We start from the raw sequence: 24,528 nt of genomic DNA, 5'->3' as shown, positions 1-24,528 counted from the left end.
TCCCGGAGCAGCCGCCACGGCGGGTGCCCCGGGACGGCCGACGGCACCGTCGGCGCCGCTCGCGGCGGGCAGCACCGTCAACGCCGCCTGCGGCGGGGCGGTCAGCGCCGCTTGCGGCAGGGCTGTCAGCGCCGCTTGCGGCGATTCCTGGTCCGGGCCCGCCGCTGGTCACGCACGCTGCTCGGCAGCGCGGAGGCGGTCCCGGCGGCGTCGGCCTCCCGGGTCGGCCGTGGCACCGGCGGCAGGACGAGCGTCCCGACCTCCGGCGCGGCATCGGCGCGCGCGGCGGCCTGCGGACCGACCGGGACCGGTTCCGGCAGCCGCCGCTCCAGGTCCGTGATGATCGCCTGTACGCGGGCCAACTGCTCCCGCACCGACGGCTCGTCCTCGGCGTGCCCGCCGGTGGGCCGACCGGCCCGCTGCGCGGCGACCTGCTCGTCCTGGTGCGCCTCCTGCAACGCGGTCAGTACCAGGCCGACCAGCAGATTCGTCAACAGATAGCAGGCGGCCACCATGTAGGAGACGTAGTAGAGCACCGCCCACTCGGTGACGTCGCGGCCCGCCTGGAGCGTGTCGGTGATGCCGTCCAGCGACAGCAGCAGGAACAACGTGAGCATGGCCTGCCCGACCGTGCCGTACTCCTCCGGGTAGGCGGTGCCGAACAGCATCCAGCCGAGCATCGCGTACCCGTACAGCAGCAGCGCGGTGACCAGCAGGAAACTGGCCAGGCCGGGCAGGCTGCGCCGGATGCCCACCAGGATCACCCGCAGGCTCGGGAAGAGCCGGAACGCGCGCACGATCCGGGCCAGCCGCAGCAGCCGGAGCAGGGTCACGTTCTCCCGCACCCCAGGCAGCAGTGGCGCGGCCACGATCACCAGGTCGAACACGTTCCACCGGTCCCGGAAGAAACCAGCCGGGGCGGTGGCGTGCGCGCCGAAACGCATCAGCAGTTCCAGCACGAACAACGCGATGCAGACGTACTCGACGGCGCGCAGCGCCGCGCCCACGGACGCCACCACGTTCCCGTACGTCTCCAGGCCCAACGCCACCGCGTTGACGATGACCACGGCGAAGCTGGCCAGGTTGAACCAGGGCGCGCCGACGACGACCCCGCAGCGTACGGCGAGCCGGTGCAACGGACCACGGACAGTACGCGTCATGCTACTCCTCGACCGGCTCACGACCGGACGGCAGCCTATGACATCCCGGGACAGGCCGGGCACCCGGACCGCCCACATAGGACGGATGCCTGGTCACCCCGGCGCGCCGTCCGGCACGGCGATCCCGGCGTGGCGCCCGCCCTCTCAGGCGGGTCGCTCTCTGCGTCGCGGGTCACTCACTTCGTCGCGGGTCGCTCACTCCCCTGCGGGTCGGCCTCCACCGCGCGCGTCGTCCTCGACCGCGCGGCGGTGGCCTCGACCGCGCGGCGGTGGCCTCGACCGCGCGGCGGGGGTGGTCTGGACGGCGGCCCTTACGATCTTCGTCGTGTCTACCTCCGCCGCCACCGAGTACGCGGGCGCCTGGACCGTCGGTCGGTCGGTCCGCCGCACCGCACTGCTGGTCCTGTTCGGCTTCCTCGCCGTCGGGCTGAACACCGGCATCGGGTACGTCACCGCGGGCATCCGGGCGATCCCGATCGGCACCGGCGTACTGCTCTGCCTGGCCTTCGCGACCGGCGTGCATCTCCTGCACAGAGCGACCTGGCTCGCCCTGCTCTCCCTACTGCCGGCCCTGTTCGTCCTCGTCGGCTCGGTGCAGCTCGCCCCCGACCTGGCCCTCGAGCAACGCGGCGTCCGCCAGCAGGTGACGATCGTGGACGCCGAGGCCACCGGCAAGCGGCACACCTTCACCCTGCGCGGCGCGACCGGCCCGCTCGACGAACCGCTCGTCTACCAGGGCAGCGCCCCCGGCTACCGGGTCGGCGACACGCTCACAGTGCTGTCCGACCCGGACGGACGGATCGCCCTGCGGGACGCCGACCGGGTCGACTCCGCCGGCAAGGTGACCGGCCTCGTCCTCGGCACTCTCGGCTGGACCCTGATCGCCCTGCTCGCCGGTGTACGCGGCCACGTCCGCCGCCGCACCGGCCGCCACGCCGGCCTGGTCTTCTAGCGCCTGCCCGCACGGGTGCACGCGGCCCACACGCGCCGCCGCACGCGCCGCTCTGCCGTCCCGGCCTTCCAGCGTCCGGCCTCGACAGGTAGCGGAATCGCGGATGGCCGCACCGGCTGGGCCGATCGCGCACCCGATCGGCGCGGACGCGTCGCATGCGCGTGCGTCGGGCATGCGTGGGCCGGGTCGGGCATCGAATCCGGGGCCAGGTGGGTAGATCTGTTGTCGCTCCAGCGACAACAGATCTACCCACCTTCCCAGTGACGTGGCCTCACCGTGCCCGAACCGGCTTGCACGGCACCCGGCGACAGCGCACGACTTCCCACGCCGTCCGTCGCGCCCGGACACCGTCCCCGCAACGCAGGCGACGACCACACGCCAGTGCGTCGACCGGGCCACCGAGCCGGCCACCACCGCCGGACAAACACACCGGACGCTCGCGCACGAGAATTCCTCGCGTTTCCGTTGACTCACGCCGGTCGACCGTGAGATACATGGCCACACGTCGATGGAGATGCCGGCCCGGAGCCGTCGTCCGGAAAGGCGAGACATGACACCGCACGCACACCCGCCCCTGCGGCGGCGTCGCCCGCTGTCCCGGGTGCTGGCCGGGCTGGCCGCGCTCGCGGTCCTCGTACCCGCCGCGCCCGCGTACGCCAACTCGCTGCCCAACCTGCCGCACCACGCAGGCGGGTACGAGTCCTCCTTCTCCCCCGCCTACGACTACGACACCGACGGCTGTTACGCGGTCTCGGCGATCAGCCAGGACGGGCGGATCAACGGTGGGTTGCGGACCACCGGGGCGATCAACGGCAGCTGCCGGGACCGGTCCGACCTGGACATGTCGCAGACGTACGCGCGGTCGACGTGCAACAACGGCTGGTGCGCGATCGTCTACGCCAGCTACTTCGAGAAGGACCAGGCGGTGCACGGCAGCGGCCTCGGCGGTCACCGGCACGACTGGGAGCACGTGATCTCCTGGGTCGACCAGGCGACCGACCGGGTCGAGTACGTGACCACCACGCAGCACAGCAGTCGGCGCACCTACCCGCGCGCCCAGGTGCGCTTCGACGGCACGCATCCCAAGGTGGTCTATCACAAGGACGGCGCGTCGACGCACTTCTTCCGGCTCGCCAACGCCAACGACGAGCCGCCGGAGAACCACTACGGCACCTGGCACTACCCGCCGGTGGTGGACTGGAACGGCTGGCCCAGCCTGGACCTGCGGAACAGTCTGATGGCGGCCGACTTCGGCGCGGCCAGCATCAAGATCAAAGATGGGGCGTTCGAGTACCTGCTCGGCGTCGCCAAGCCCACCGGCATCCCCTTCGACCCGTACGCCTGACCCGGCTCACCGGTCGCCCAGCGACACCACCAGTTCCTGGGTGCGGTGGTCGGAGACGCCCCGCGCATCGCCGAAGCGGTAGGAGTGCACCCGGACCTGCGGCGAGGCGAGCGCCCAGTCGAGTCGCCACCAGTGCGGCCAGCCCGGCCGGGCCGCGAAGCTGGCCGGGTACGGCGTCGACATGGCGTGGGCCGCGTCACGCAGACCGTCGGGCAGTTTGCGCAGGTCGCCCATTGCCGGCGTGGTGTTCAGGTCACCGGCGAGCAGCACCGGATGCGGGTTGTCGCGGACGTCGCGGGCCAGCGCGCGCCACTGCGGCTCCCGCTGGGCCCGTTGCTCGCGCAGGATGCGGTAGAAGGCGGCGTCGAAGGGGCCGTGCTGCGGGGAGAGCTGCACTGGCAGGTGCAGGTTGTACGCCGAGAGCACCCGCCCGCCGCCCAGGTCCAGGTCGGTCCGCAGGGTCTTGTAGCGCCACTCGTCACCGGCCGCCGCGACCTCGGGCGGCAGGCCGACCGGCTCCAGCGGTGCCTGCCGCAGCACCGGTAGCCGGGACAGGGTGACCAACTCGCCGACGACCACCACCTGGAAGCCGGGGAACTCGGCGCGCAGCCGGTCGAGCGTCGCCTCCGTCGGGGGGCCCTGCTCGTACCAGTACTCCTGCAACAGGTAGACGTCGGCGTCGGCGTCGCGCAGCACGCGGTACATCGTCTCGGTCTCGCCGCCGGAGTCCCAGTAGCCGGTGTTCCAGGAGAAGACGCGTACCGCGTCGGCCGGGGCGGGGCCGTCGCCGCCCTGCCACAGGCGCATGTTGACGCCGCTGAGCCCGGCGCCGAGCAGCAGGCCCAGGGCGGCGAGCACCGCCACCACGCGCCGTCGGCGACTCACCACCGCTGCGGCCGCCAGCACCACGGGCACCAACAGGAAGAGCGGCGGCGGCACGATGTCCACCGCGAGCCAGAGCCACCACCGCCCGCTCAGCACCAGATGCGCGACGGTGAAGGCGAGCCAGAGCCCGGCGGCGGCCACCCACAACACCGTCGGCCAGCGCCACCGTACCGCGCGCCCGGGTGGCGACGCGGTGTCGGCGGCGACCGGCACGGCGGTGGTCACGCCGATTCCCACCGGGGGGTGCCGTCGATCGGGAACGAGGCGTCGTAGAGCTGCCGGAACGGCCGGGACAGCAGCCACTGCGCGGCACCGGTCGCCACACCGGCCGTGATCGTCACGTTGACCAGGAAGTGCAGCCCGGCGAAGCCGAGCAGGAACAGCGGCCCGTGCCGCCGCAGGACGAAGCGGTACATCCCGGCGTCGCAGGCCAGCGACGCGACCAGCAGGGCCGCCGGCAGCACCGCGCCCCACGGCCAGAACAGCAGCGGTACGGCCAGCGCCGGCAGGGCGAGGAACGCGGCGAGGCTGCCCCACGCCCGGGAGGCGGTCTCGAAGCCCTTGCCGAAGCGCCGGGCACGGGCGTACAGCGGGATGCGCAACCGTCCCCGGTGGAACAGCTTGCGCAGGAGTCCGGGCAGCTCGTGGTCGTGGTCGTGCCGGCCGCGTACCTCGGAGGTGAGCAGCATCCGGTGCCGGCGGGTCAGCCGGTAGCCGTAGTCGACCTCCTCGGTCTGCCGCAGGGCCGGATTGAACGGCCCGATCTCGTCGTACACGGCCCGTCGGATCACGCAGACGGCGGGGAAGAGGAACGACACGTCGCCCTCCGAACTGATCGACCAGTAGTGGTACTGGAGCCCACGGTAGCGGGAGACGAGCGTGTCGTGGATCAGCGGTTCGGCGTCCTGGATCCCGCAGACCGCTCCGACGTCGGGCGCGTCCCGCAGGATGCGGACCGCGTTGGCGACCGCGTCGGGGGCCAACGCCAGGTCGGAGTCGACGTAGCAGATCAGCTCGCCTCGGGTGTGCGCCGCGCCGACGTTGCGGGCGGTCCCGCAGCCGCCGTTCGCGCCGGTGCTGACCACGCGTACGCCGAGCGCCTCGGTCACCGCGACGGACTGGTCGGTGCTGCAGTCGTCGACCATCAGCACCTCGATGTTCGGGTAGGTCTGGTCGAGCACGGAGCGCAGGCAGAGGTCCAGGGACTCGGCGTAGTTGTAGTTGGGCACGATCACCGAGACCAGCGGAAGGGCGTTCATCGGGTGGCGACCTCCGGGCGGTCGTAGAGCCGACGGAAGCGGGCGGAGGTCAGCCAGGCCAGCACGCCGCAGGCCGCGGCGACCGCGATGACCAGGTTCAGGAAGAAGTGCATCGCCACGAAGTAGACCAGGAATCCCCAGCCGCGTTCGGCGCGGACGAAGCGGTACATCGGCAGGTCGCCGGCGACGAAGGCGGCGAACGCGGCCAGCGGCACCAGCAGGTGGGCGGGGCCGAGCAGCACCGGCAGCACGAGGGTGAGCAGGGTCAGTGGGGCGGCGATGCTGACCCAGGCCCGGGGGCCGCTGCGCAGTCCGCCGGGGAACTCCGGCTTGCTGGCGTACATCGGGATGTGCAGCGCGGTGCGGGTGAACACCTTGCGGACCAGGACGCCGAGTTCGTGGTCGTGGTCGTGCACGCCCCGCACCCGTGGCGAGAGCAGGATCCGGTAACGCTGTGCGAGCCGCATGCCGTAGTCGGCGTTCTCGGTCTCCCGCAGTCGCGGGTTGAACGGGCCGATCTCGGCGAACACCCGGGCCGGCACGGCCAGCAGCGCGGTGTAGAGCGTCATGATCTGCCCCTCGTCGGCGATCAGCCAGTAGGACTGCTGGAGGCAGCGGTACTCCTCCAGCAGGCTGTCCCGGATCAGCGGCACCGGGTCGTAGTTGCCGCACACCGCCCCGATGTCCGGGTCCGACGTGAGCAGGTCGACCGCGTTGGCGACCGCGTCCGGTCGGGCCGCCACGTCGGAGTCGACGAAGAACAGGATCTCACCCGCCGCGACCGCCGCGCCGAGGTTACGGGCCGCGGCCGGACCGCTGTTGCTCGGCGTCCGGACGACCCGTGCGCCGTGGGCCTCGGCGACCGTCACCGAGTCGTCGGTGCTGCAGTCGTCCACCACGATGATCTCCAGGCGCGGGTACGTCTGCGCCCGCAGGGAGTCGAGGCAGAGCCGCAGCGCGCGGGCGTAGTTGTAGTTCGGCACGATGACCGACACCAGGGGAGGGCTCATCAGTCCATCCAGGTCAGCAGGTGGGGATAACGGGCGTTGATCTGTGCCACGGCCAGCACGACGCCGATCAGGACGGCACAGCCGACGATCGTCCGGTCGCGTAGCAGGATCCGGATCGGGTCGCCGCCGGTCCGCAGCACCAGGACCGCCTGGAGGTAGCGGAACGCGGCCAGCAGCCCCAGGGGTACGACGAGGGCCAGCACGGCCGGCGGGTAGGCGGCGATCGGCGCGTCCAGGTGCAGGTACAGCAGGAAGGTGGTGCCGGCCAGCGAGGTGGTCAGGCCGAGCAGGTGGTCGGCGAGCAGCAGGTTGTAGCCGTGCAGGGCCGGCCGGTGCGGGGTGCCGAGGGCGGCCAGTTCGTGTCGTCGCTTGCCGAGGATGAGCACCAGGCAGCCACTGAACACGGCGGTCAGCAGCAGGCTGGCGGGCACCGTCTCGGTGGCCGCGTACCCCTGGAGGACACGCAGCACGAAGCCGGTGGAGACCACGCAGACGTCCAGCAGCGGCAGGTGCTTGAGCCACCGGCTGTAGGCGGCGCTCAGGGCCAGGTAGGCGATCAGCGGCCACCAGGTCATCTGCGGGCCGGTGACGGTCACCGCGACCAGTCCGACGGCGAGCAGCACCGCGTACGCCCAGGCGACCGGGACCGGGACGTGCCCGGCGGCGATCGGCCGGTGCTGTTTGTCGGGGTGTTCCCGGTCGAGGTGGCGGTCGGCGATGTCGTTGAGCACGTAGATCACCGACGAGGCGAGGGTGAACGCGACGATCGCCCAGAGGCACCGCCACAGCGCCGACGCCGTCCAGACCGGGGTGTCGACCAGGGCGAGCGGGACGGCCAGGAGGTTCTTGACGACGTGCCCCGGTCGGGCCAGGGCGAGCAGGTGGCGTGGCAGCAGGAGCGGGCGTACGACCCGGTCGGGGGCGACCGGAGCGACCGGCTCCACCACGGTCTCGGCGGCGGTCATCGCGGGCCCGTCAGAAGAAGATCTTCGCGGCGGCCAGGGCGCCCTGCCGCCACGGATCGCGGCTGGTCCGACCGTCCCGGGCCGGTCGGTGACGCTGTCGCTGCGCCCGCCACCACTCGTAGGTGCGCAGGATGGCGTCCTGGTTGGAGAGCTTCGGCCGGAAGCCCAGCCGGTCCCGCGCCTTGTCGATGCTGACGTACGAGTCGGCCATCAGCTTGTGCAGCAGGCGCCCGTAGACGGGTGAGAGTCGGCTGCGTTCCAGCAGGCTGAGCGCGGCGAGCGCGGGGCGGGCGGGCAGCGAGACCACCCGTCGACCGTGACCGGCGGCGTCCAGGACCGCCTGGAAGTCCTCGCGCAGCGTGCCGAACTGCTCGGCGGCGAGGTTGTACGTGTCGTTGGCGACGTCGTCGGCGGCGTGCAGGACGGTCACCACGGCGGTCACCAGGTCGTCCACGGCGAACATCTGGATCCGTACGTCGCCGCGCCCGATGACGGGGAAGTTGCGGCCTTCCTCCGCCCACTCGAAGAGCATGGCGAACAGTCCCATCCGCCCGGGGCCGACAAAGGTCTTGGGCCGCAGCACCGCCACCGGCAGGCCGTCCGCGCGGTGCCGTTCGGCGATCTCCTCGGCGGCGGCCTTGGCCGCGCTGTAGGTGTCGACCGGACTGCGTGGGTACGCCTCGGTGGTGGGCACCTGTTTCGGCAGCCCGTAGACGGCGGTCGAGGAGACGTGCAGGACGCGCTCCACCCCGGCCCGGCGCGCCGCGTCGAAGACACCGCGGGTGCCGTCGACGATGACCGACCGGATCTCGTCGGTCGGATAGCTCGGCAGCGCCGCCGCGCAGTGGATCACCACGGTGGCCCCGGTGAAGGCGCGGTCCAGCAGGGCGGGGTCGCGGATGTCGCCGACGTACCCGACGGTGGGTTCCGGCCGCAGGTCGACGCCACGGACCTGGTGGCCGTCGGCGGCGAGACGGTCGGCCAGCCGGGAGCCGAGCATGCCGGCGGCACCGGTGATCGCGATTACCACAGCGATCCCACCTTCTGCGTGACGAACCGGGTCACCAGTCGGGTCAGCCCCTGGTCGAGCACCTGGCCCAGGGCGTCCACCGCCCGCTGCGCGTCGGCCGGTTCGGTGACCAGCGACGGTCCGACGACCAGCGGGTTGCGCCCGTTGAGCGTGTAGTAGGTGAAGATGTCGTGGTCCCGGTAGAGCGCGTTGATGACGGCGCAGGTGACCAGCTTGGCCTTGAAGCGGGGGTCGCGGGCCACCCCGGCCGGGGCGAGTCGGCCCACCAGGTCGAGGATCCTGGGCCCGCCGTCGATGTGCACGCCCCAGAGCGCCCCGGCGCCGGCCACCCGGCCGACCGCCTCCGGATGCTCCTTGGCCAGCCGGTGCAGCCCCGGTTCGAGGACCCGTTCCAGCGCCCGCGCCCGCGCCGGGTAGTCGTCCTCCACCACGATGTTGATCGCCTCGATGGCGGTGACGCACTCCTCCCCCATGCCGTAGTACGTGGTGCTGGTGCTCTGCAACAGCGCGTCGGTCAGGTTGTCGTACGCTTTCCGGAACACCGGCTTGCGGGCGACGAAGGCCGATATGGACGACTTGCCGCCGCCGAACGATTTGCTCGTGGTCAGCACGTCCGGTATCAGATCCGGGTAACGCATGAAGTAGAAGAGGCTGCCCGTCTTGCCCCAGCCGGTGTAGATCTCGTCGAAGATGAGTACGATGTCGTGTCGATCGCAGAGTTCACGAACGCCGCGAAGGAAATCTTCGTCGCACCATTGAATGGTGGAGGCGCTGAAAGGTTCGACGATCAGGGCGTACACGTCGCCCGCATGCCGCTCGATTGCGGACCGGACGGATTCCAGATCCCCGTACGCGAATGGGACGATTCCCGGAATTGTCGGAAAGTTGAAGTGCGGCTGTCCGGTGAGCCCACCGGAACCGAGCAACTTTCCGTGGAAACCGCAGTCCGCGCGAAGGATGGTGCCCCGTCGACCACCGTGGTATTTGTAGGCCAGCTTCACCGCGCCCTCCACCGCCTCGGCGCCGGAGTTGGGCAGGAACGACATGGACAGATCACCGGGCAGCAACTGGGCCAGGTTGTGGCCGAGCGCCGCGAGGTAGGGCGAAAAGTACGTCTTGTGCACCTCCATTCGCCGACGCTCGGCGAAGCGTTGCCGGGCCGCCACGATCCGTGGATGGTTGTGGCCGTGGTTGAGTACCCCCACCCCGCCGGTCAGATCGAGCACGCGCCGGCCGTCGCGCAGGGTCAGGTACGCGCCCTCGGCCTGCTCCACCAATTCCCGACCGAACCCGAACGACGTCATCAGATTGACCTGGCTCGCGTTCACGTACCGCCGATAGAGGTCGTGCACCTCGCGAACGGTGAACCGCTCGCATTCCTCGACACTGACGAGATTGGGCATGCCGCGACGCTATCTATTGCCTCGCGATCTTTCCTGGACCGAGGCTGGATGCAACCTTGACTACGCAAGGCAACCCTTGCCACGGCGGGCGAGGCATGGATAATTTGGTCCAGGCGCAACACAATTGCCGCCGATCAATTCATCTGCACATTAGCCAACACTCGTTGAGGTGCCCGTCATGCCGCCGACGGTGTCGGTAATCGTCCCCACCCACAACAGCGCGAAGACCCTGGGTGCGTGCCTCGCGGCGGTCCACCGACAACGGCACCCGGTGACCGAGGTCATCGTGGTCGACGACGCCAGCACCGACGACACCCGGGCCGTCGCCCGGCGCTTCCCGTGCCGGCTACTGGTCACCGACCGCAACGCCGGACCGGCCGCCGCCCGTAACCGGGGCATCCGGGCCGCCACCGGCGACCTGCTGTTCTTCCTCGACTCGGACTGCGCCCCGGAACCGGACGCCCTGGGCAACGCCCTCGCCGTCCTGCGCGAGCAGCCCGACGTCGCCTGCGTGCACGGCATCTACGCGCTGGAACCGCTCTTCGACGACGGCCCGGTCGAGGCGTACCGGCTCACGCACGGGCACTACTGGCGACTGCGCCACGTCGGGCGGGTCCGCACCACCCTCTTCGCGATCTGCCTCATCCGCCGCGAGGTCTTCACCACCGTCGGCCTCTTCGACGAGAAGCTGCGGGCCTCCGAGGATGTGGAGCTCGGCGACCGGATGGGCGACCGGTACGGCATCGTCCTCACCGACACGGTGGTCTGCCGACACGACGACGACAGCCGGCTCGGCGCGCTGCTGGCCAAGCAGTTCCGCCGCTCGCAGATGCTGATCCCGGTGGCCCGGGCCGAACGCGGACCGGCCGGTATCCGCGCCAACAGCGCGGCGGGCCTGCTCACCGCGGCGGCGGTGCCGGCGATGCTGCCGACGGCGCTGCTCACCGGCGGCTGGCCGGTGCTGTCGCTGCTGTTCCTGGTCCTGTTCACGGTCGCCGAGCCGGCGCTGCTGCGGTTCGTCCTGCGCCGACGCGGGCTGCCGTTCACGCTCTTCTTCTTCGCCGTGCACCTGCTGGTCCAGCTCGCCGTCGTCGGCGGGGCCGTGGTCGGCGGGATCCGTCACCTCGCCGACCGCGACTTCGGACCGAGCCGGACGACCGTCGCGAAGACGTCCCGATGAGCAGCCGCCGAGGACCCGTCACCCGGCTCGGCGCGCACCTGCACGCACAGGCGTTGCACTACCTGCTGTTCGCCTATCGCGGCGGGCAGACACTGCGTCGCCGGGCGGCCCTCGGCGGCCCGCAGTGGCCGGTGTTCGGCCTGGCCGGTGCGGAGATCGCCCTCACCGTCGACGACGGGCCACACCCGCAGTGGACCCCCGCGCTGCTGGACCTGCTCGACCGGCACCGGGTCCGCGCCACCTTCTTCCTCATCGGCGACCGGGTCCGGGAGCATCCGGACCTGGCCCGGCGGGTGCTCGCCGCCGGTCACCTGATCGGCAACCACTCCCGGTCGCACCCGCAGCCGTTCGCCGCGCTGTCCCGACCCGAGATCGTCGCGGAGATCGCGCAGACGCAGCGGGACATCGAGGACGCCCTCGGCGTGTCCCCGCGACTGTTCCGCGCGCCCGGCGGCAACTGGTCCCCGGCGGTCCTGCGGACCGTCGCCGAGCTCGGTCTCACCCCCGTCGACTGGACGGTGAACCCCAGCGACTGGCGTCGTCCGGGTGTCACGCGGATCGCCCGCACGCTGTCGCGTACCCGGCCCGGGCAGATCATGCTCTGCCACGACGGCGGTGGCGACCGGTCGCAGACCGTCGCCGCCCTGGCCGAGGTGCTGCCCGGGCTGATCGCCCGTGGGCTGCGCTTCGCCACCGTCCCCGCACACGTGACGCCCCGGCCGCGCCGGGTGGGAGAAGGCCCCTGATGTCGCACGGTGACCTGTCCATCCTGCTCCTGGGCCCGGTGCGGGCCCGCCGGGGAGACACCGTCCTGTACCTGGGCACCCCGCGACAGCGGGAGGTGCTGGCGGTGCTGGCGATGCGCAGCGGCATGGTGATGTCCGTCGCCCAGATCGTCGAGGCGATCTGGGTCGGCCGACGACCCGACTCGGTGGAGAACATGGTGCACACCTACATCGGCCGGCTGCGACGGGCCCTCGAACCGCCCGGTGACCGTCCGGCGGTGGCTCGGGTGCTGCGCTCCACCCGACCCGGCTACACCCTGGACGTGCCGCCCGACGCGGTGGACACCGTCCGCTTCGAGCAGGACGTCCGCCGGGCCCGCGCGGCCCGCGCCCAGGCGGACCTGACCGGCTCGCTGTACCTGTTCCAGAGCAGCCTCGCCCGCTGGTCGGGACGGGCGATGCACGAGGCCACCGGCCCGCTGGCCGAGGCCGAACGGATCCGGCTGACCGAGCTGCGCCAGGACGTCCGGGAGGAGGCCACCGGCGTACGGCTGCTGCTCGGCGACATCGAGAACGTCGTCGCCGAGCTGCGCTGGATGCTGGCCGAGCACCCGATGCGGGAGCGGTTGTGGGAGCTGCTGCTCATCGCGCTCGGGCAGACGTCGCGGCGGGCCGAGGCGCTGACCGCCTTCCAGGACGCCCGGACCACCCTGGCCGACCGACTCGGGGTCGAGCCGGGGCATCGCCTCCAGGACCTGCACCGCCGGCTGCTGCGCAGCGAACCGGTGACGGTGTGGCCCTGGTGGGAACGGCGCGTGCCGGTGTAGGCACCGACCGCGCGCTCAGGGCTCCGCGACGGCGGCAGGGGTGAGGACGAAGAAGGCGTCCCGCCCGGCGTCACCGGCCTGCGGCGGTCGCCAGGTGTCGACGTCCAGCCCGCAGTCCCGGATCACCGCCACGAACTGCCGCGAGCGCTGCACGTCGTAGATCTGCACCAGGATCCGCCCCCGCGCGGTGAGCATCCCCGGCAACCGGCGCAGCAGCTCCGCCGCCTCCACCACGGACAGGTAGTAGATCACCTCGCGCAACAGGATCGCGTCGTAGCGCTCCGGCGGCACGTACGTGCGGATGTCGGCCACCGCGTAGGACGCGTCCGGCCGGCGCAGCGCCCGGGCCGCCCCGATCGCCCGCCGGCTGATGTCCACCCCGTGGTAGTGCCGGTAGCTGCCCCGACGCAGCGCCAGGTTGACGCTGGTGCCGCAGCCCAGGTCCAGGATCGCCGGTTGCGGCGCCCACGTCTCGATCAGCGACAGCGGCACGCTGCCGTCGCCGGCCTGGTCGAGGTAGCCCCACATCCCCAGCGCGTACTGGGCATCCCAGAGCACCGCGTTCAGCCGTGGACTGCGCCGCACCAGCGCCCGGACCGGTGCGCCCAGCAGCCCCGCCGTCGTCCGTAGTCTCGACACGTCCCTCACCGACCTTCTCCGCCGGGCCCACCCGGCGGCTGCCAACACGAACGGCTCACCCCACCGGCGCCGACCGCTCGACCGGTACCGGTCCGGCGAGCAGCGGCCCGCCGCGCCGCAACCGGCGCCGGTGCAGGTACTGGGCCAGCAGCAGCCCTCCCCCGCCGACGGCCACCTCACTGAGCGCACAGACCAACCGGCTGACCAGCACCACCGGGGTGGCCACGGCCACCGGCAGCACGGTGGATAGCCCGATCATCAGCACCGCCTCCCGCACCCCCAGGCCGTCCGGGGCCACCACCACGGCCAGCCCGGCGACGGTCGCGGCGGCGAACCCGGCCACGCAGACCAGGTACGACCGCAACGGCGGCGCGCCGGCTGCCACCGCGAGCAGCCACAGGTGGTGCCCGGAGACGAACCAGGACAGCGACTGCGCGGCGACGGCCCGCCGCAGGCCCGCCGGGGAGGCGCGCACCTGCGGCGGCGGACGCCGCAGCAGCCGGGTCACCAGGACCAACGCCGTGTCGAGCAGATCCGGCCGGACCACGAGCACCAGCAGCGGGACGCTGGCGAGCAGCAGCCACCAGGTGGCGCCGGACAGCACCGCCGGACCGGCCGCCACCCCCAGCGTCATGCCGGTCATCGCCACCACCGCCCAGCTCAGCAGGAACACCCCGGCCAGTCGGACCGGCCCGACCTCGATCTCCCGACCCATCCGCAGCAGCACCGGGAGGGCGACGAACCGGCCGGGCACGAACTTGGTCAGGAACCCCACGAAGAACAGCCGGTACGCGGTCCACTTGTCCACCGGCGCGCCGAGGTCGACGAAGATGGCCCGCCAGGACGCCACTCCCAGCAGCAGCCCGAGGGCGTTGACCAGCAGGGCCGCGCTGACCGCCGCGCCCACCCGCCACGGGTCGAGCCGACCGGCCAGCGTCGCCACCGGCGTCCAGTCCTGGGAGCGGACGAAGAGCACCAGCCCGATGGTCAGCGCCACCACGAAGGCGACGGTGAAGGCCCGGTTGAGCCACCGCCACCAGCCGCCGCTCACCGGCGCGATCCCACGGTGGCCGGGCGGGAGTTGCGGGCGCGTACCCGGCGGGTCAGCGCGGCGCAGATCCCCAGGCCCATCCCGACGAACTCGGTCAGGTGGGTGAGCAGGCGCATCCCGGCGGCGAAGAGCGCGAACCGGGGACCCCGGTGCCTCGCCGCGAACGCCAGCAGGTCCCGGTCGGCCACCCCGACGGCCACCAGCAGGGCCAGCGGCAGCACCGCCAGCCCGGGCGCCACCAGGACCAGCGGCGCGGTGGCCACGGCCAGCCCGGTGCCGGCCATGCCGACCACCGCCGCGACGTCGACCCGGTGCGGCGGGCGGCCGTCGGCGACCGGCGGCTCCCAGCGGGCGGCGACGACCGCGTCGGCGTACGTCACCGCGCGGCGGAACAGCTCCGACAGGTACGGCCGGAGCCGGTCCACGTCGTCGTGGCGGCCGACCATCTCGGCACTGACCCGGATCTCGTAGCGCGCCGGCAACCGGGTGCCGAACTCCACGTCCTCGGCGTCGCGCAGGCGCTCGTCGAAGCCCCCGACCAGCGCGAAGACCGTCGTCGGCACGGCCGTCAGCGCGAACATCGTGGTGGACGTGACCCCGGTGGCCCGGCGTCGCCAGAAGTGCTCGAACAACGTCTTGTACGCCTCGACCGGCCCGTCGTCGTAGAGCGGACGCAGGTCGTAGATGCCCTGCACCACGCCGCAGTCCGGATGCTCGCGAAGTACGCGTACCGCCGCGGCCAGCGTGCCGGGGGCCAGGGCGACGTCCGAGTCGACGAAGAGCAGCACGTCACCGGTGGCCCGGGCGGCACCGGCGTTACGGGCCGCCGACACTCCCCCGTTCACCGGCAGCGCCAGCACGGTGCAGCCGAACCCCGCGGCGATCCGCCGGGACCGGTCGGTGCTGGCGTCGTCGACCACGATCACCTCGGCCGGCGACACGGTCTGCGCGTACACCGCCGACAGGCAGTCGCCGAGGGTCCGCTCCTTGTTGTAGTTGGGCACCACCACGGACACCCTCACCGGCCCCACCTCTCGTCGCCGCCGGCCCGGGCACCGTCCGGCCGCCACGCCAACCAGCCCAACGCCGCGTACCCGACGAGCACGTACAGGTTGCTGTGCAGCAGTTGCCAGCCGTGGAAGTGCAGGTCGACGCCGAGCAGCCCGATCACCGTCCAGGCGGCGCTGGCCACCAGCGCGGTCCAGAGCAGCACCGCGACCGTGACCGCGTACCGGTTGCGTCGGCCGCGCACCACCAGCAGCACCAGGGCCGGTACGCACCAGACCCAGTGGTGGTGCCAGGAGATCGGGGAGACGAGCAGGCCGGTCGTCGCGGCCGCCAGCGCACCGAGGAGTTCGTCACCGGCGCGGACGCAGCGGACCGCGACGACCAGCCCGGCCACCGCCGTCAGCGCCGCCAGCGGCAGCCAGACCGCCCGCACGTCGGCGGTGTCGCCGATCCGGGCCACCGCGCCGTGCAGCGACTGGTTCAACACGGTCCGGGGATCACCGGTGACCCGCGCGGTGTCGAACAGGCCACCGCTGAAGAACCGGACCGAGTCGACCGGCCGCCAGGCCAGCCCGAGCCCGACGGTGGCGGCGAACGCGGCCAGCGCCACCCCGGCGGCCCGCCAGCGACGCAGGCAGAGCAGATACACCACGAACAGCAGCGGGGTGAGTTTGATCCCGGCCGCGACGCCGACCCCGAGGCCGCGCCAGCGGCTGTCCGGATCGCCGGTCAGGTCCAGCAGCACCAGCAGTGCCAGGAACAGGCCCACCTGGCCGACCTGGAGGTGCCCGGCCACCGGGAAGACCGGCAGCACCGCGACCGTGCCCAGCAGGACCGGTCCGGGGCCGGTGTCCGATCCGGCGGCGCGCAGCGTCGCCCGGACCACGGCCGCCACGGCGGCGACGGAGGCCAGCGTCCAGAGCCCGATCCCGGTGGCCGCGTCGAGGTACGCCAGCGGTTGCAGCAGCAGCGCGGCGAACGGCGGGTACGTGAAGCCCAGCGCGATGCCGTCGGTACCCCGGTGGACCACATCGTAGAGGGCGCCGTCACCATCGGCGGCGGCGACCGCCCCCGCCCGGTAGACGGCGAGGTCGCCCCAGAACCGGCCGGTGCTGCGGTGTACGACGACCGCCGCGGCGGCCACCAGCACCGCGAGCACCGACAGCGCGGCGGCCGGCAGCACCGTGGCGAGTCGGCGCGCCGGCCGGGAGTCGGTCGTCGGCGAGAGGGTCGTCACCGCATCCCCCTTCAGGCGTCGGCGGGACGACGGTAACAATCGATGCGACAACGGTTTCTGTAACTGATCTGGATTACCGACGGTGCCGGCCGGCGTCCGCCCCCGCGGACGCCGGCCGGCGTCCTCATCCCTTGACGCAGACCACCTGCTTGAGGTGGGCGACCACCTCGACCAGGTCCTTCTGCTGTGCCATCACCTCGGTGATGTCCTTGTACGCGCCGGGGATCTCGTCGACCACCCCGGCGTCCTTACGGCACTCCACCCCCGCCGTCTGTGCCGCCAGGTCGGCCGTGCTGAACGTCCGCTTCGCCTGTGCCCGGGACATCCGCCGTCCCGCGCCGTGCGAGGCCGAGCAGTACCCCCAGTCGTTCCCTCCGCCCCGGACGATGTACGAACCGGTGCCCATCGAGCCGGGGATGATGCCCAGCTCGCCCAGTCCCGCCCGGATCGCGCCCTTCCGCGTCACCAACACGTCCACCCCCTCGTAGTGCTCCTCGGCCACGTAGTTGTGGTGGCAGCTGATCGGCTCGTCGTAGCCGACCTGCGGGAACCGGTCCCGCATCAGGTTCATCAACACGGCGAGCATCACGGCCCGGTTGCGCCGTGCGTACTCCTGCGCCCACCACAGGTCCCGGCGGTACGCGTCCATCTCCGGCGTGCCGGAGAGGAACACCGCCAGGTCCCGGTCGGGCAGGTCGGCGTTGTGCGGCAGCCGGCGGGCCACCGCGATGTGCCGTTCGGCCAGTTCCTTGCCGATGTTGCGGGAGCCGGAGTGCAGCATCAGCCAGACCCGACCCGGCTCCGTCCCGCCCTGCTCCAGGCAGACCTCGATGAAGTGGTTGCCGCCGCCGAGCGTGCCCAACTGCCGCCGGGCCCGTGACTCCAACTGCTGCACCCGCCGGTCCAGGCCGGCGAAGCCCCGCCAGAAGTCGTCCCAGCCGCGCTGTTCCAGGCCCCGGACCCGGCGCGGATCCACCGGGTCGTCGTGCTTGGCGAAGCCGACCGGGACGGCGTCCTCGATGGCCCGACGCAGCCCGGCCAGATCGTCGGGCAGGTCCGCGGCGGTCAGCGAGGTGCGGACCGCCGACATGCCGCAGCCGATGTCGACGCCGACCGCGGCCGGCGACACGGCCTGCCGCATGGCGATGACCGACCCGACCGTGGCGCCCTTGCCGAAGTGCACGTCCGGCATCACCGCGACGCCCTGCACCCACGGCAGCGCCCCGATGTTGCGAAGCTGCCGCGCGGCCTGCGGCTCGATGGCGTACGGGTCGGTCCACACCCGTACCGGCGCCCGCGTTCCCGCGAGCAGACTGAATCCCATGGCGTACCCCCGAAGTGTGTGGGCCTCCTCGTCCGGGCACGGCCCTGTCGGCGCCGACGCCGGGCAGGGGTGCGCGACCGGTGCCGTCCGGCACCGGTGCGACGAGTGGAAAAGTAGGTGGACAGGACGAGGCCGCCCGGACCCGCGACGGGTGGGCGGCCTCGACGAACGGGCGGACGCGCTAGCGGTGGCGCGCCGGTCGTCGAGGCGGACGGAGGCGGGCGCCGCTCAGCGCCGCCGAATTCCCGGACCGACAGGGTTCACCCCGAGTCGGCCAACCGTCCTGCGTTCTGACGTGCGTCGACACGGCGTACTCCTCTCGACTCCGGTCCGATGTGACCTGATGCCGAGAAGAGTAGGGACGACCGCCGGTGGGCCGCAAACGATATTGAGCCAGGGCTCAGACGCGGGCACCTTCGCCCTGGTCGCCGCCGACCCGGTCCAGGTGGGCGGCGAGTTCGTCGGTGAGCAGCAGATCGGCACGGATCTCGTCGTGCGGGTACGCTGCCCGGCCGACCATGTGCGCCGCCACCGGCGCAGTGGCCAACTGGAAGACACCCACCAGCACCAGGGTGGTGATGTCCACCCCGGTACGCAGCCGCAGCGCGCAGCCGACCAGCACCAACAGCAACCCGAGGACCTGCGGCTTGGCGGCGGCGTGCATCCGGGTGAGCAGGTCCGGGAAGCGCACCAGCGCCACCCCGGCGGCGAGGCTGAGCAGCGCGCCGCTGATCAGGCAGACGGCGGCGACGATGTCGAGGATGGCGTCCAGGCTCATTTGGTGTTTCTCCGCGCGGCGAATCGGGCGACGCTGACCGACCCGACGAAGCCGAGGACGGCGAGGACCACCAGCACCGGCAGTGCGGTGGCGTCCCGGCTGTAGGCGGCCTCGGCGGCGATCGCGGTCACGATGATGGCCAGCAGGACGTCGGTGGCCACGGCCCGGTCGAGGATCGACGGGCCCCGGATGATGCGGATCAGGGTGAGTCCGCCCGCCACCGCGAGCAGCACGGTGACGGTCACGGCGACGACGGTCATGTCGCGGCCCCTTCCAGGTCGGCCGGTGGGGTCGGGTCGGGGTTCTGGCGGACGCGGCGCAGCTCGTCGGCGGAGCCGATGGCCTCGATGATGCGGGCCTCGAGGGCCAGCACCTCGCGCCGGAACTGTTCCACCTCGTCGATGCTGTTCACGTTGATGACGTGGACGAACAGGGTGCCGGTGTTCCGGTCGGCCTCCAGGATCAGGCTCCCCGGCACCAGCGACAACGCCTCGGCGGTGAGGGTGAGGTTGAGGTCGGTGTTCACCCGGAGCTGCACCGCGATGATGGCGCTGCGCGGGACGTGCCCGGGCCGGAACGCCAGCCAGGCGATCTGGACGGAGGCGACCACCAGGTCGTAGAGGAAACGTGCCCAGAACCGCAGCATCCCCAACGGGTGGAGTCGACCGGCGAAGGTCACCGGCGGCAGCGGGAAGACCGCGATGAGGATCGCGGCCACCACCAGCCCGCTGATGATGTTGGCCCAGGAGAAGGTGCCCCAGAGGAGCACCCAGACGACGACCAGCACGGTCACCGCGACGATGCGGTTACGGCGTCGCGCCGCCCGGGTCAGTGGTGGGTTCGGCGAGTCGGTCGGCGGGGCTGGGGTCATCTGGTCGGGGCTCACGGCGTACCCCCTGGGAAGACGGCCTCGACGTAGGGTGTCCGCCGCAGCAGGTCGTCGGCGGCGTCGGTGCTGATGTCGAAGAGCGGACCCGCCACCACGGTCAGCGCCAGCCCGAGCGCCACCAGGGCGACGGTCGGCGCGATCATCAGGCCGGGCAGCACGGCGCCGCTCTGGCCGGTGGTGCTCACCTGCGGCTGGACCGCACCCTCGGTGCGGGAGGCCCGGTCGGAGTCACCGGAGTCCGGCATGTCCGGGTGCGGCGCCCGCCAGAACGCGAGGTTCCACACCCGAGCCACCGCATAGAGGGTGAGCAGGCTGGTCACCAGGCCACCGGCGACCAGGATCCAGGCCAGCACCCCGCCGTCGGCGATACCCGCCTGGACCAGGCCGACCTTGCCGAGGAACCCGGAGAACGGTGGGATGCCGGCGAGATTCAACGCGGGCACGAAGAAGAGGATGGCCAACACCGGCGACAGCCGTGCCAGGCCGCCGAGGCGGTCCATGGCGGTGCTGCCGCCGCGGCGTTCGACGAGGCCGGCGGCGAGGAACAGGGTCGTCTGGATGGTGATGTGGTGCACCACGTAGAAGATCGCCGCAGACAGGCCGAGCGACGAGGTGAGCCCCACGCCGAACAGCATGTACCCGATGTGGCTGATCAGGGTGAACGACAACAACCGCTTGATGTCGGACTGGGCCACCGCACCGAGGATGCCGACCAGCATGGTCAACACCGCTATCACCAGGAGCAGGGTGGACGTACGGCCACCGGGGAACAGCAGTGTCTCGGTCCGGATGATGGCGTACACACCGACCTTGGTGAGCAGGCCCGCGAAGACCGCGGTGACCGGGGCCGGTGCGGTGGGATAGCTGTCCGGCAGCCAGGCCGACAGCGGGAACACCGCCGCCTTGATGCCGAAGGCGAGCAACAGCATGCCCTGCAACACCAGGCGCATGTCGTCGGGCAGGGCGTCCAGCCGGTCGACGAGCTGGGCCAGGTTGAGCGTCCCGGTCGAGGAGTACACCAGGCCGATGGCGACCAGGAAGATCACCGAGGAGAGCAGGCTGACCACGACGTACGTGGTGCCGGCCCGGATCCGGGTCTCGGTGCTGCCCAGGGTCAGCAGCACGTAGCTGGCGACCAGCAGGATCTCGAAGCCGACGTAGAGGTTGAACAGGTCGCCGGAGAGGAACGCGTTGCACACACCGGCGGTCAGCACCAGATAGGTCGGGTGGTAGACCGACAGCGGCGTCTCCTCGTTGCCGTCGGCCATACCCTGCCCGATGGAGTAGACCAGCACGCAGAGGGTGACCGACGCGGAGACCACCAGCATGAGCGCGGCGAGCTGGTCGGCGACCAGCACGATGCCCAGCGGGGCGACCCAGCCGCCCACCTCCACCACGAGCGGACCGTCGATGCTGGAACGCACCAGCAGCATCGCGGCGACCGCGACGGTGGCGGTGAGCACGGTGAGGCTGACCCACCGCTGGGCGCGCGGACGGCCCAGCAGCAGCAGCGTGATTGCCGCGCCGAGCAGCGGCATCACCACCGGCAGCGGAACGAGGTAGGTCATCCGGCCCTCCCCGCGTCGACCGAGGCGGTCCGGGACCGCTCTGTGTCGGTGTTCGCGTCGTCGTCATCGTCGTCGTCACCGGTGCCGGCGTCGGCGTCGCCCGGCCCCTCGTCGCGTTCCGCGAGATCCATGATCCGGCGGTCCTCGACGTCGTCCTGCACCTCGTCGTGCCCGTTGAGGTGCCAGCTCCGGTAGGCCAGGGCGAGCAGGAAGGCGGTCATGCCCAGGGTGATGACGATGGCGGTGAGGATCATCGCCTGCGGCAGTGGATCGCTCATCTCCTCCTGCGGGCCGTCCCCGACGATCGGCGGCGTGCCGGAGCGCCCGCCGGTGAGCAGCAGCATGTTGGCGCCGTTGCCGAGCAGGATGACGCCCATCAGCACCCGGGTCAGGCTGCGCTCCAGCAGCAACGTCACGCCCGCGGCGACGAGGACGCCCACCACGATGACGTAGGTGAGGTTGGGTGTCACACCAGCTCCTTCTCGCGGATCTCGGCGTCCTCGGTCTCGTGTTGGCGGTCCATCTCGGCACCCAGGCTGCGCAGGATGTCCAGCACCAGCCCGACGACGATCAGGAAGACACCGACGTCGAAGAAGGCCGAGGTGACGAAGTGGATGTGCCCCAGCACCGGCAGGTGGAAGTCGAGCAGGGCGGTCTGGAGGAACTCGCCGCCGAGCAGCATCGCGGCCACACCTGTGCCGACCGCGACGAAGAGTCCGGCGCCGAGGACCGCGCCGGCGTCGACCGGTGCCGCGCCGTTGAGCTCGGTACGCCCACCGGCCAGGTAGCGCACGGCCAGGGCGAGGCCGGCGACCAGACCGGCGGCGAACCCGCCGCCCGGGGCGTTGTGGCCGCTGAACAGCAGGTAGATGGCGAACAGCAGGATGGCGTGGAACAGCAGTCGGGTGACCACCTGGAGGATGACCGACTGGGCACGCGCGGTGGCGCCGGTGGTCAGCCAGCGGGGTCGGGTCGACTCGGTCGGGTTGCCGCCGGGGATCTCGCCGCGCCGGTCCAGGTCACGGGCGTGGCGGAAGATCAGGCTGGCCACACCGGTGGCGGCCACCACCAACACCGCGATCTCGCCCATGGTGTCCCAGGCCCGGATGTCGACAAGCGTCACGTTGACCACGTTCTTGCCGCCGCCGTAGGAGACCGCCTCGTCGGGGAAGTCCACCGAGATGGGGATGGCCTGGCGGGCGCCGGTCGCGACGTACGCCATGCCGGCGGTGACCGCGCCGACGGCGACGCCGAGAGCGACGCGTCCCCGGCGGCTGGCCCGGATCGGCCGTTCCGAGAACTTCACCGGCAGGCGGCGCAGCACCAGCACGAACATCACGATGGTGACGGTCTCCACCAGGAACTGGGTCAACGCCAGGTCGGGGGCGCCGTGCAGGACGAACAGCAGCGCGATGCCGTAACCGGCGACGCCGACCAGGATCATCGCGGTGAGCCGGCGCAGCGCGCGGGCGGCCATCACGGCGGCGACCACGACGACCGCGGCGGCGACCCCCTGCAACGGCGTGTCCCACAGGTGGAAGCGCTGCGGCCAGGGGCTGCCGGCGATCAGGGTGCCGCCGGGCAGGACGACCAGCACCACCAGGATGACGCCGAGATAGAACGGCAGCGAACCACGCTGGGTGGCACCGGTCAGCTCGACCGCCAGGCGGTCGATGCCGCTGATGGCCTTCTTGTAGGCGGTGCCGCCGTCGAACGGCAGGCGCAGCGTCGCGCGTACCCGTTCGCGCCGCATCAGGTGGAACAGGCCGGCACCGACGGCGATGGCCAGCACCGACAGGCCCAGCGCCGGCGTCAGGCCGTGCCAGAGCGCGAGGTGGTAGCCGGGCTCGGCGGAGCGGTAGAGGTCGGCGTACGGGGCGAGCAGGCGGTCCACCGCCGGGGCGAACAGGCCGACGGTGACACCGGCGGCCGCCAGCACCGCGGCCGGGGCGAGCAGGGACCAGGACACCGGCGTGGACTCGGTGGCCGGGGTGTCGGGCTTGTCGGCGAAGGCGCCCCACATGAACCGCAGGGTGTACGCCACGGTCAGCACCGAGCCGAGGATCACTCCGGCGAGCACGACCAGGTTGGCGGTGCCGCCGTGCAGCAGCGCCTCGACCGCCGCCTCCTTGGCCACGAACCCGGCCATCGGCGGCAGGCCGGCCATCGACGCGGCGGCGAGACCGGCGACCACGGCCAGGGCGGGTGCGCGACGCCGGAGACCGCTGAGTTCACGCAGGTCACGGGTGCCGGTGATGTGGTCGACCACCCCGACGGTGAGGAACAGGGTCGCTTTGAACAGGGCGTGGGCCAGCACCATCGCCACGCCGGCCAGCGCGGTGTCCCGGGTGCCGCCACCGAGGATCACCATCAGCAGGCCGAGCTGGCTGACCGTGCCGTAGGCAAGCAGCAGCTTGAGGTCGACCTGGCGCAACGCGGCCCAGCCGCCGAAGAACATCGTGAGCAGACCGGCCACCAGGAGCACCGGGCGCCACGGTCCGGCCTCGGCGACCGCCGGGCCCATCAGGGCGACCAGGAAGACGCCGGCCTTGACCATCGCCGCGGCGTGCAGGTAGGCGCTGACCGGCGTCGGAGCCGCCATCGCACCGGGCAACCAGAAGCTGAAGGGGAAGATCGCGGACTTGCTCAGCGCGCCCAGCAGGACCAGCACCATGGCCACCGCGAGGTAACCGCCGCCGGGCAGGTTCTCGGCGATCTCGGACCAGCGGTAGGTGCCGGCGTGCTGGCCGAGCATGACGAAGCCGGCGAGCATCGCCAGGCCGCCCAGCGTCGTGACCAGCAGGGCCTGCATGGCCGCCCGTCGACTGGCCCGCTTGGCGGGGTCGTAGCCGATCAGCAGGTAGGAGAAGACCGTGGTCAGCTCCCAGAACACGTAGAGCAGCAGCAGGTCGTCGGAGACGACCAGGCCGAGCATCGCGCCGGCGAAGGCGACGAACACGGCGGCGAACCGTCCCAGGCTGGGGTCGTCGGAGCGGAAGTAGCGGGCGCTGTACGCCAGCACCAACGCGCCCACCCCGCCGACCAGGACGACCATCAGCCAGGACAGTGTGCCCATCCGTAGCGCGAGTTCCAGCCCCAACTGCGGTACCCAGGAGACGGTCTCCACCACCGGCTCACCGGAGCGGACCCCGCTCGTGTGAGTCAACGCCCACACCAGCGTCGCGCCAGGCACCAGTGCCACCAGGTAGAGGGCGTGCCGTCCCCAGGTCCGCACCAGCGCCGGGGCGATCACGGCTGTCAGCGCATGGACCGCCACCAGTACCAGCACACAC

General features: G+C 71.9%; 23 protein-coding genes. 5 read left to right on the top strand and 18 right to left on the bottom strand.

From position 1 onward, the window contains the following. Positions 1-125: 125 nt before the first annotated feature. Positions 126-1,160, bottom strand: coding sequence for an ion transporter (locus ABT008_RS06430; protein ID WP_350694188.1), 1,035 nt, complete (start codon positions 1,158-1,160; stop codon positions 126-128). A 325-nt stretch (positions 1,161-1,485) separates the two neighbouring features. On the opposite strand from ABT008_RS06430, the gene ABT008_RS06425 reads away from it, so the two are divergent. Then, positions 1,486-2,112, top strand: coding sequence for a hypothetical protein (locus ABT008_RS06425; protein WP_350694187.1), 627 nt, complete (start codon positions 1,486-1,488; stop codon positions 2,110-2,112). A gap of 550 nt (positions 2,113-2,662) precedes the next feature. Beyond that, positions 2,663-3,457: an NPP1 family protein gene (locus tag ABT008_RS06420; protein WP_350694185.1), complete on the top strand. Its 795-nt coding sequence runs from the start codon at positions 2,663-2,665 to the stop codon at positions 3,455-3,457. 6 nt (positions 3,458-3,463) lie between these two features. On the opposite strand, the gene ABT008_RS06415 is transcribed toward ABT008_RS06420, so the two are convergent. Genes ABT008_RS06415 through ABT008_RS06390 form a run of 6 tightly spaced genes read right to left on the bottom strand, consistent with a single transcriptional unit; the run spans position 3,464 to position 9,910 of the window. Beyond that, complete coding sequence (locus ABT008_RS06415; RefSeq protein WP_350694184.1) at positions 3,464-4,567, bottom strand: endonuclease/exonuclease/phosphatase family protein; 1,104 nt, start codon at positions 4,565-4,567, stop codon at positions 3,464-3,466. Continuing rightward, positions 4,564-5,601, bottom strand: coding sequence for a glycosyltransferase (locus ABT008_RS06410; protein WP_350694183.1), 1,038 nt, complete (start codon positions 5,599-5,601; stop codon positions 4,564-4,566). Before ABT008_RS06410 ends, ABT008_RS06415 begins: the two co-directional genes overlap by 4 nt. Further along, complete coding sequence (locus tag ABT008_RS06405) at positions 5,598-6,611, bottom strand: glycosyltransferase family 2 protein (protein WP_350694182.1); 1,014 nt, start codon at positions 6,609-6,611, stop codon at positions 5,598-5,600. The genes ABT008_RS06410 and ABT008_RS06405 overlap by 4 nt, the downstream gene beginning before the upstream one ends. After that, a complete protein-coding gene (locus tag ABT008_RS06400) occupies positions 6,611-7,576 on the bottom strand; it encodes a UbiA prenyltransferase family protein (protein WP_350694181.1) in 966 nt (321 codons plus the stop codon). The genes ABT008_RS06405 and ABT008_RS06400 overlap by 1 nt, the downstream gene beginning before the upstream one ends. Positions 7,577-7,586: 10 nt before the next feature. Next, positions 7,587-8,606, bottom strand: coding sequence for an NAD-dependent epimerase/dehydratase family protein (locus ABT008_RS06395; protein ID WP_350694179.1), 1,020 nt, complete (start codon positions 8,604-8,606; stop codon positions 7,587-7,589). Continuing rightward, on the bottom strand, positions 8,600-9,910 hold the full coding sequence (locus ABT008_RS06390) for an aspartate aminotransferase family protein (RefSeq protein ID WP_350694914.1): 1,311 nt from the start codon (positions 9,908-9,910) through the stop codon (positions 8,600-8,602). The genes ABT008_RS06395 and ABT008_RS06390 overlap by 7 nt, the downstream gene beginning before the upstream one ends. 277 nt (positions 9,911-10,187) lie before the next feature. Between ABT008_RS06390 and ABT008_RS06385 the strand changes: the two genes are divergently transcribed. The 3 genes from ABT008_RS06385 to ABT008_RS06375 are packed head-to-tail and all read left to right on the top strand — an operon-like array spanning position 10,188 to position 12,741. Then, complete coding sequence (locus ABT008_RS06385) at positions 10,188-11,189, top strand: glycosyltransferase family 2 protein (protein WP_350694178.1); 1,002 nt, start codon at positions 10,188-10,190, stop codon at positions 11,187-11,189. Then, complete coding sequence (locus ABT008_RS06380; protein WP_350694177.1) at positions 11,186-11,935, top strand: polysaccharide deacetylase family protein; 750 nt, start codon at positions 11,186-11,188, stop codon at positions 11,933-11,935. The genes ABT008_RS06385 and ABT008_RS06380 overlap by 4 nt, the downstream gene beginning before the upstream one ends. Continuing rightward, a complete protein-coding gene (locus ABT008_RS06375) occupies positions 11,935-12,741 on the top strand; it encodes an AfsR/SARP family transcriptional regulator (protein ID WP_350694175.1) in 807 nt (268 codons plus the stop codon). Before ABT008_RS06380 ends, ABT008_RS06375 begins: the two co-directional genes overlap by 1 nt. 15 nt (positions 12,742-12,756) lie before the next feature. Here ABT008_RS06375 and ABT008_RS06370 read toward each other — a convergent pair whose 3' ends face one another. The 11 genes from ABT008_RS06370 to ABT008_RS06320 form a co-directional block, all read right to left on the bottom strand. Beyond that, on the bottom strand, positions 12,757-13,380 hold the full coding sequence (locus ABT008_RS06370) for a class I SAM-dependent methyltransferase (RefSeq protein WP_350694173.1): 624 nt from the start codon (positions 13,378-13,380) through the stop codon (positions 12,757-12,759). 55 nt (positions 13,381-13,435) lie between these two features. Continuing rightward, complete coding sequence (locus tag ABT008_RS06365; protein ID WP_350694172.1) at positions 13,436-14,431, bottom strand: lysylphosphatidylglycerol synthase domain-containing protein; 996 nt, start codon at positions 14,429-14,431, stop codon at positions 13,436-13,438. Beyond that, entirely contained in the window at positions 14,428-15,453 is a 1,026-nt protein-coding gene (locus tag ABT008_RS06360) for a glycosyltransferase family 2 protein (RefSeq protein WP_350694170.1), read from the bottom strand. Before ABT008_RS06360 ends, ABT008_RS06365 begins: the two co-directional genes overlap by 4 nt. Next, a complete protein-coding gene (locus ABT008_RS06355; protein WP_502890360.1) occupies positions 15,450-16,676 on the bottom strand; it encodes a glycosyltransferase 87 family protein in 1,227 nt (408 codons plus the stop codon). Before ABT008_RS06355 ends, ABT008_RS06360 begins: the two co-directional genes overlap by 4 nt. Positions 16,677-16,800: 124 nt before the next feature. Next, positions 16,801-18,000, bottom strand: coding sequence for an RtcB family protein (locus ABT008_RS06350; RefSeq protein WP_350694168.1), 1,200 nt, complete (start codon positions 17,998-18,000; stop codon positions 16,801-16,803). Between the two features lie 400 nt (positions 18,001-18,400). Then, complete coding sequence (gene mnhG / locus ABT008_RS06345) at positions 18,401-18,778, bottom strand: monovalent cation/H(+) antiporter subunit G (protein WP_350694166.1); 378 nt, start codon at positions 18,776-18,778, stop codon at positions 18,401-18,403. Continuing rightward, entirely contained in the window at positions 18,775-19,038 is a 264-nt protein-coding gene (locus ABT008_RS06340) for a monovalent cation/H+ antiporter complex subunit F (protein WP_350694164.1), read from the bottom strand. Before ABT008_RS06340 ends, mnhG begins: the two co-directional genes overlap by 4 nt. Next, on the bottom strand, positions 19,035-19,664 hold the full coding sequence (locus tag ABT008_RS06335) for a Na+/H+ antiporter subunit E (RefSeq protein ID WP_350694163.1): 630 nt from the start codon (positions 19,662-19,664) through the stop codon (positions 19,035-19,037). The genes ABT008_RS06340 and ABT008_RS06335 overlap by 4 nt, the downstream gene beginning before the upstream one ends. After that, complete coding sequence (locus tag ABT008_RS06330) at positions 19,661-21,235, bottom strand: Na+/H+ antiporter subunit D (RefSeq protein WP_350694161.1); 1,575 nt, start codon at positions 21,233-21,235, stop codon at positions 19,661-19,663. Before ABT008_RS06330 ends, ABT008_RS06335 begins: the two co-directional genes overlap by 4 nt. Beyond that, a complete protein-coding gene (locus tag ABT008_RS06325; protein WP_350694160.1) occupies positions 21,232-21,705 on the bottom strand; it encodes a Na(+)/H(+) antiporter subunit C in 474 nt (157 codons plus the stop codon). The genes ABT008_RS06330 and ABT008_RS06325 overlap by 4 nt, the downstream gene beginning before the upstream one ends. After that, positions 21,702-24,524, bottom strand: coding sequence for a Na+/H+ antiporter subunit A (locus ABT008_RS06320; protein WP_350694158.1), 2,823 nt, complete (start codon positions 24,522-24,524; stop codon positions 21,702-21,704). The genes ABT008_RS06325 and ABT008_RS06320 overlap by 4 nt, the downstream gene beginning before the upstream one ends. Between the last annotated feature and the right edge of the window lie 4 nt (positions 24,525-24,528).

The sequence above is a fragment of the Micromonospora sp. NPDC002389 genome, assembly GCF_040296095.1.
Lineage (GTDB): Bacteria > Actinomycetota > Actinomycetes > Mycobacteriales > Micromonosporaceae > Micromonospora.
The sequence above is the reverse complement of the archived record's forward strand: the minus strand, read 5'-3'. Positions and strand labels throughout refer to the sequence as shown.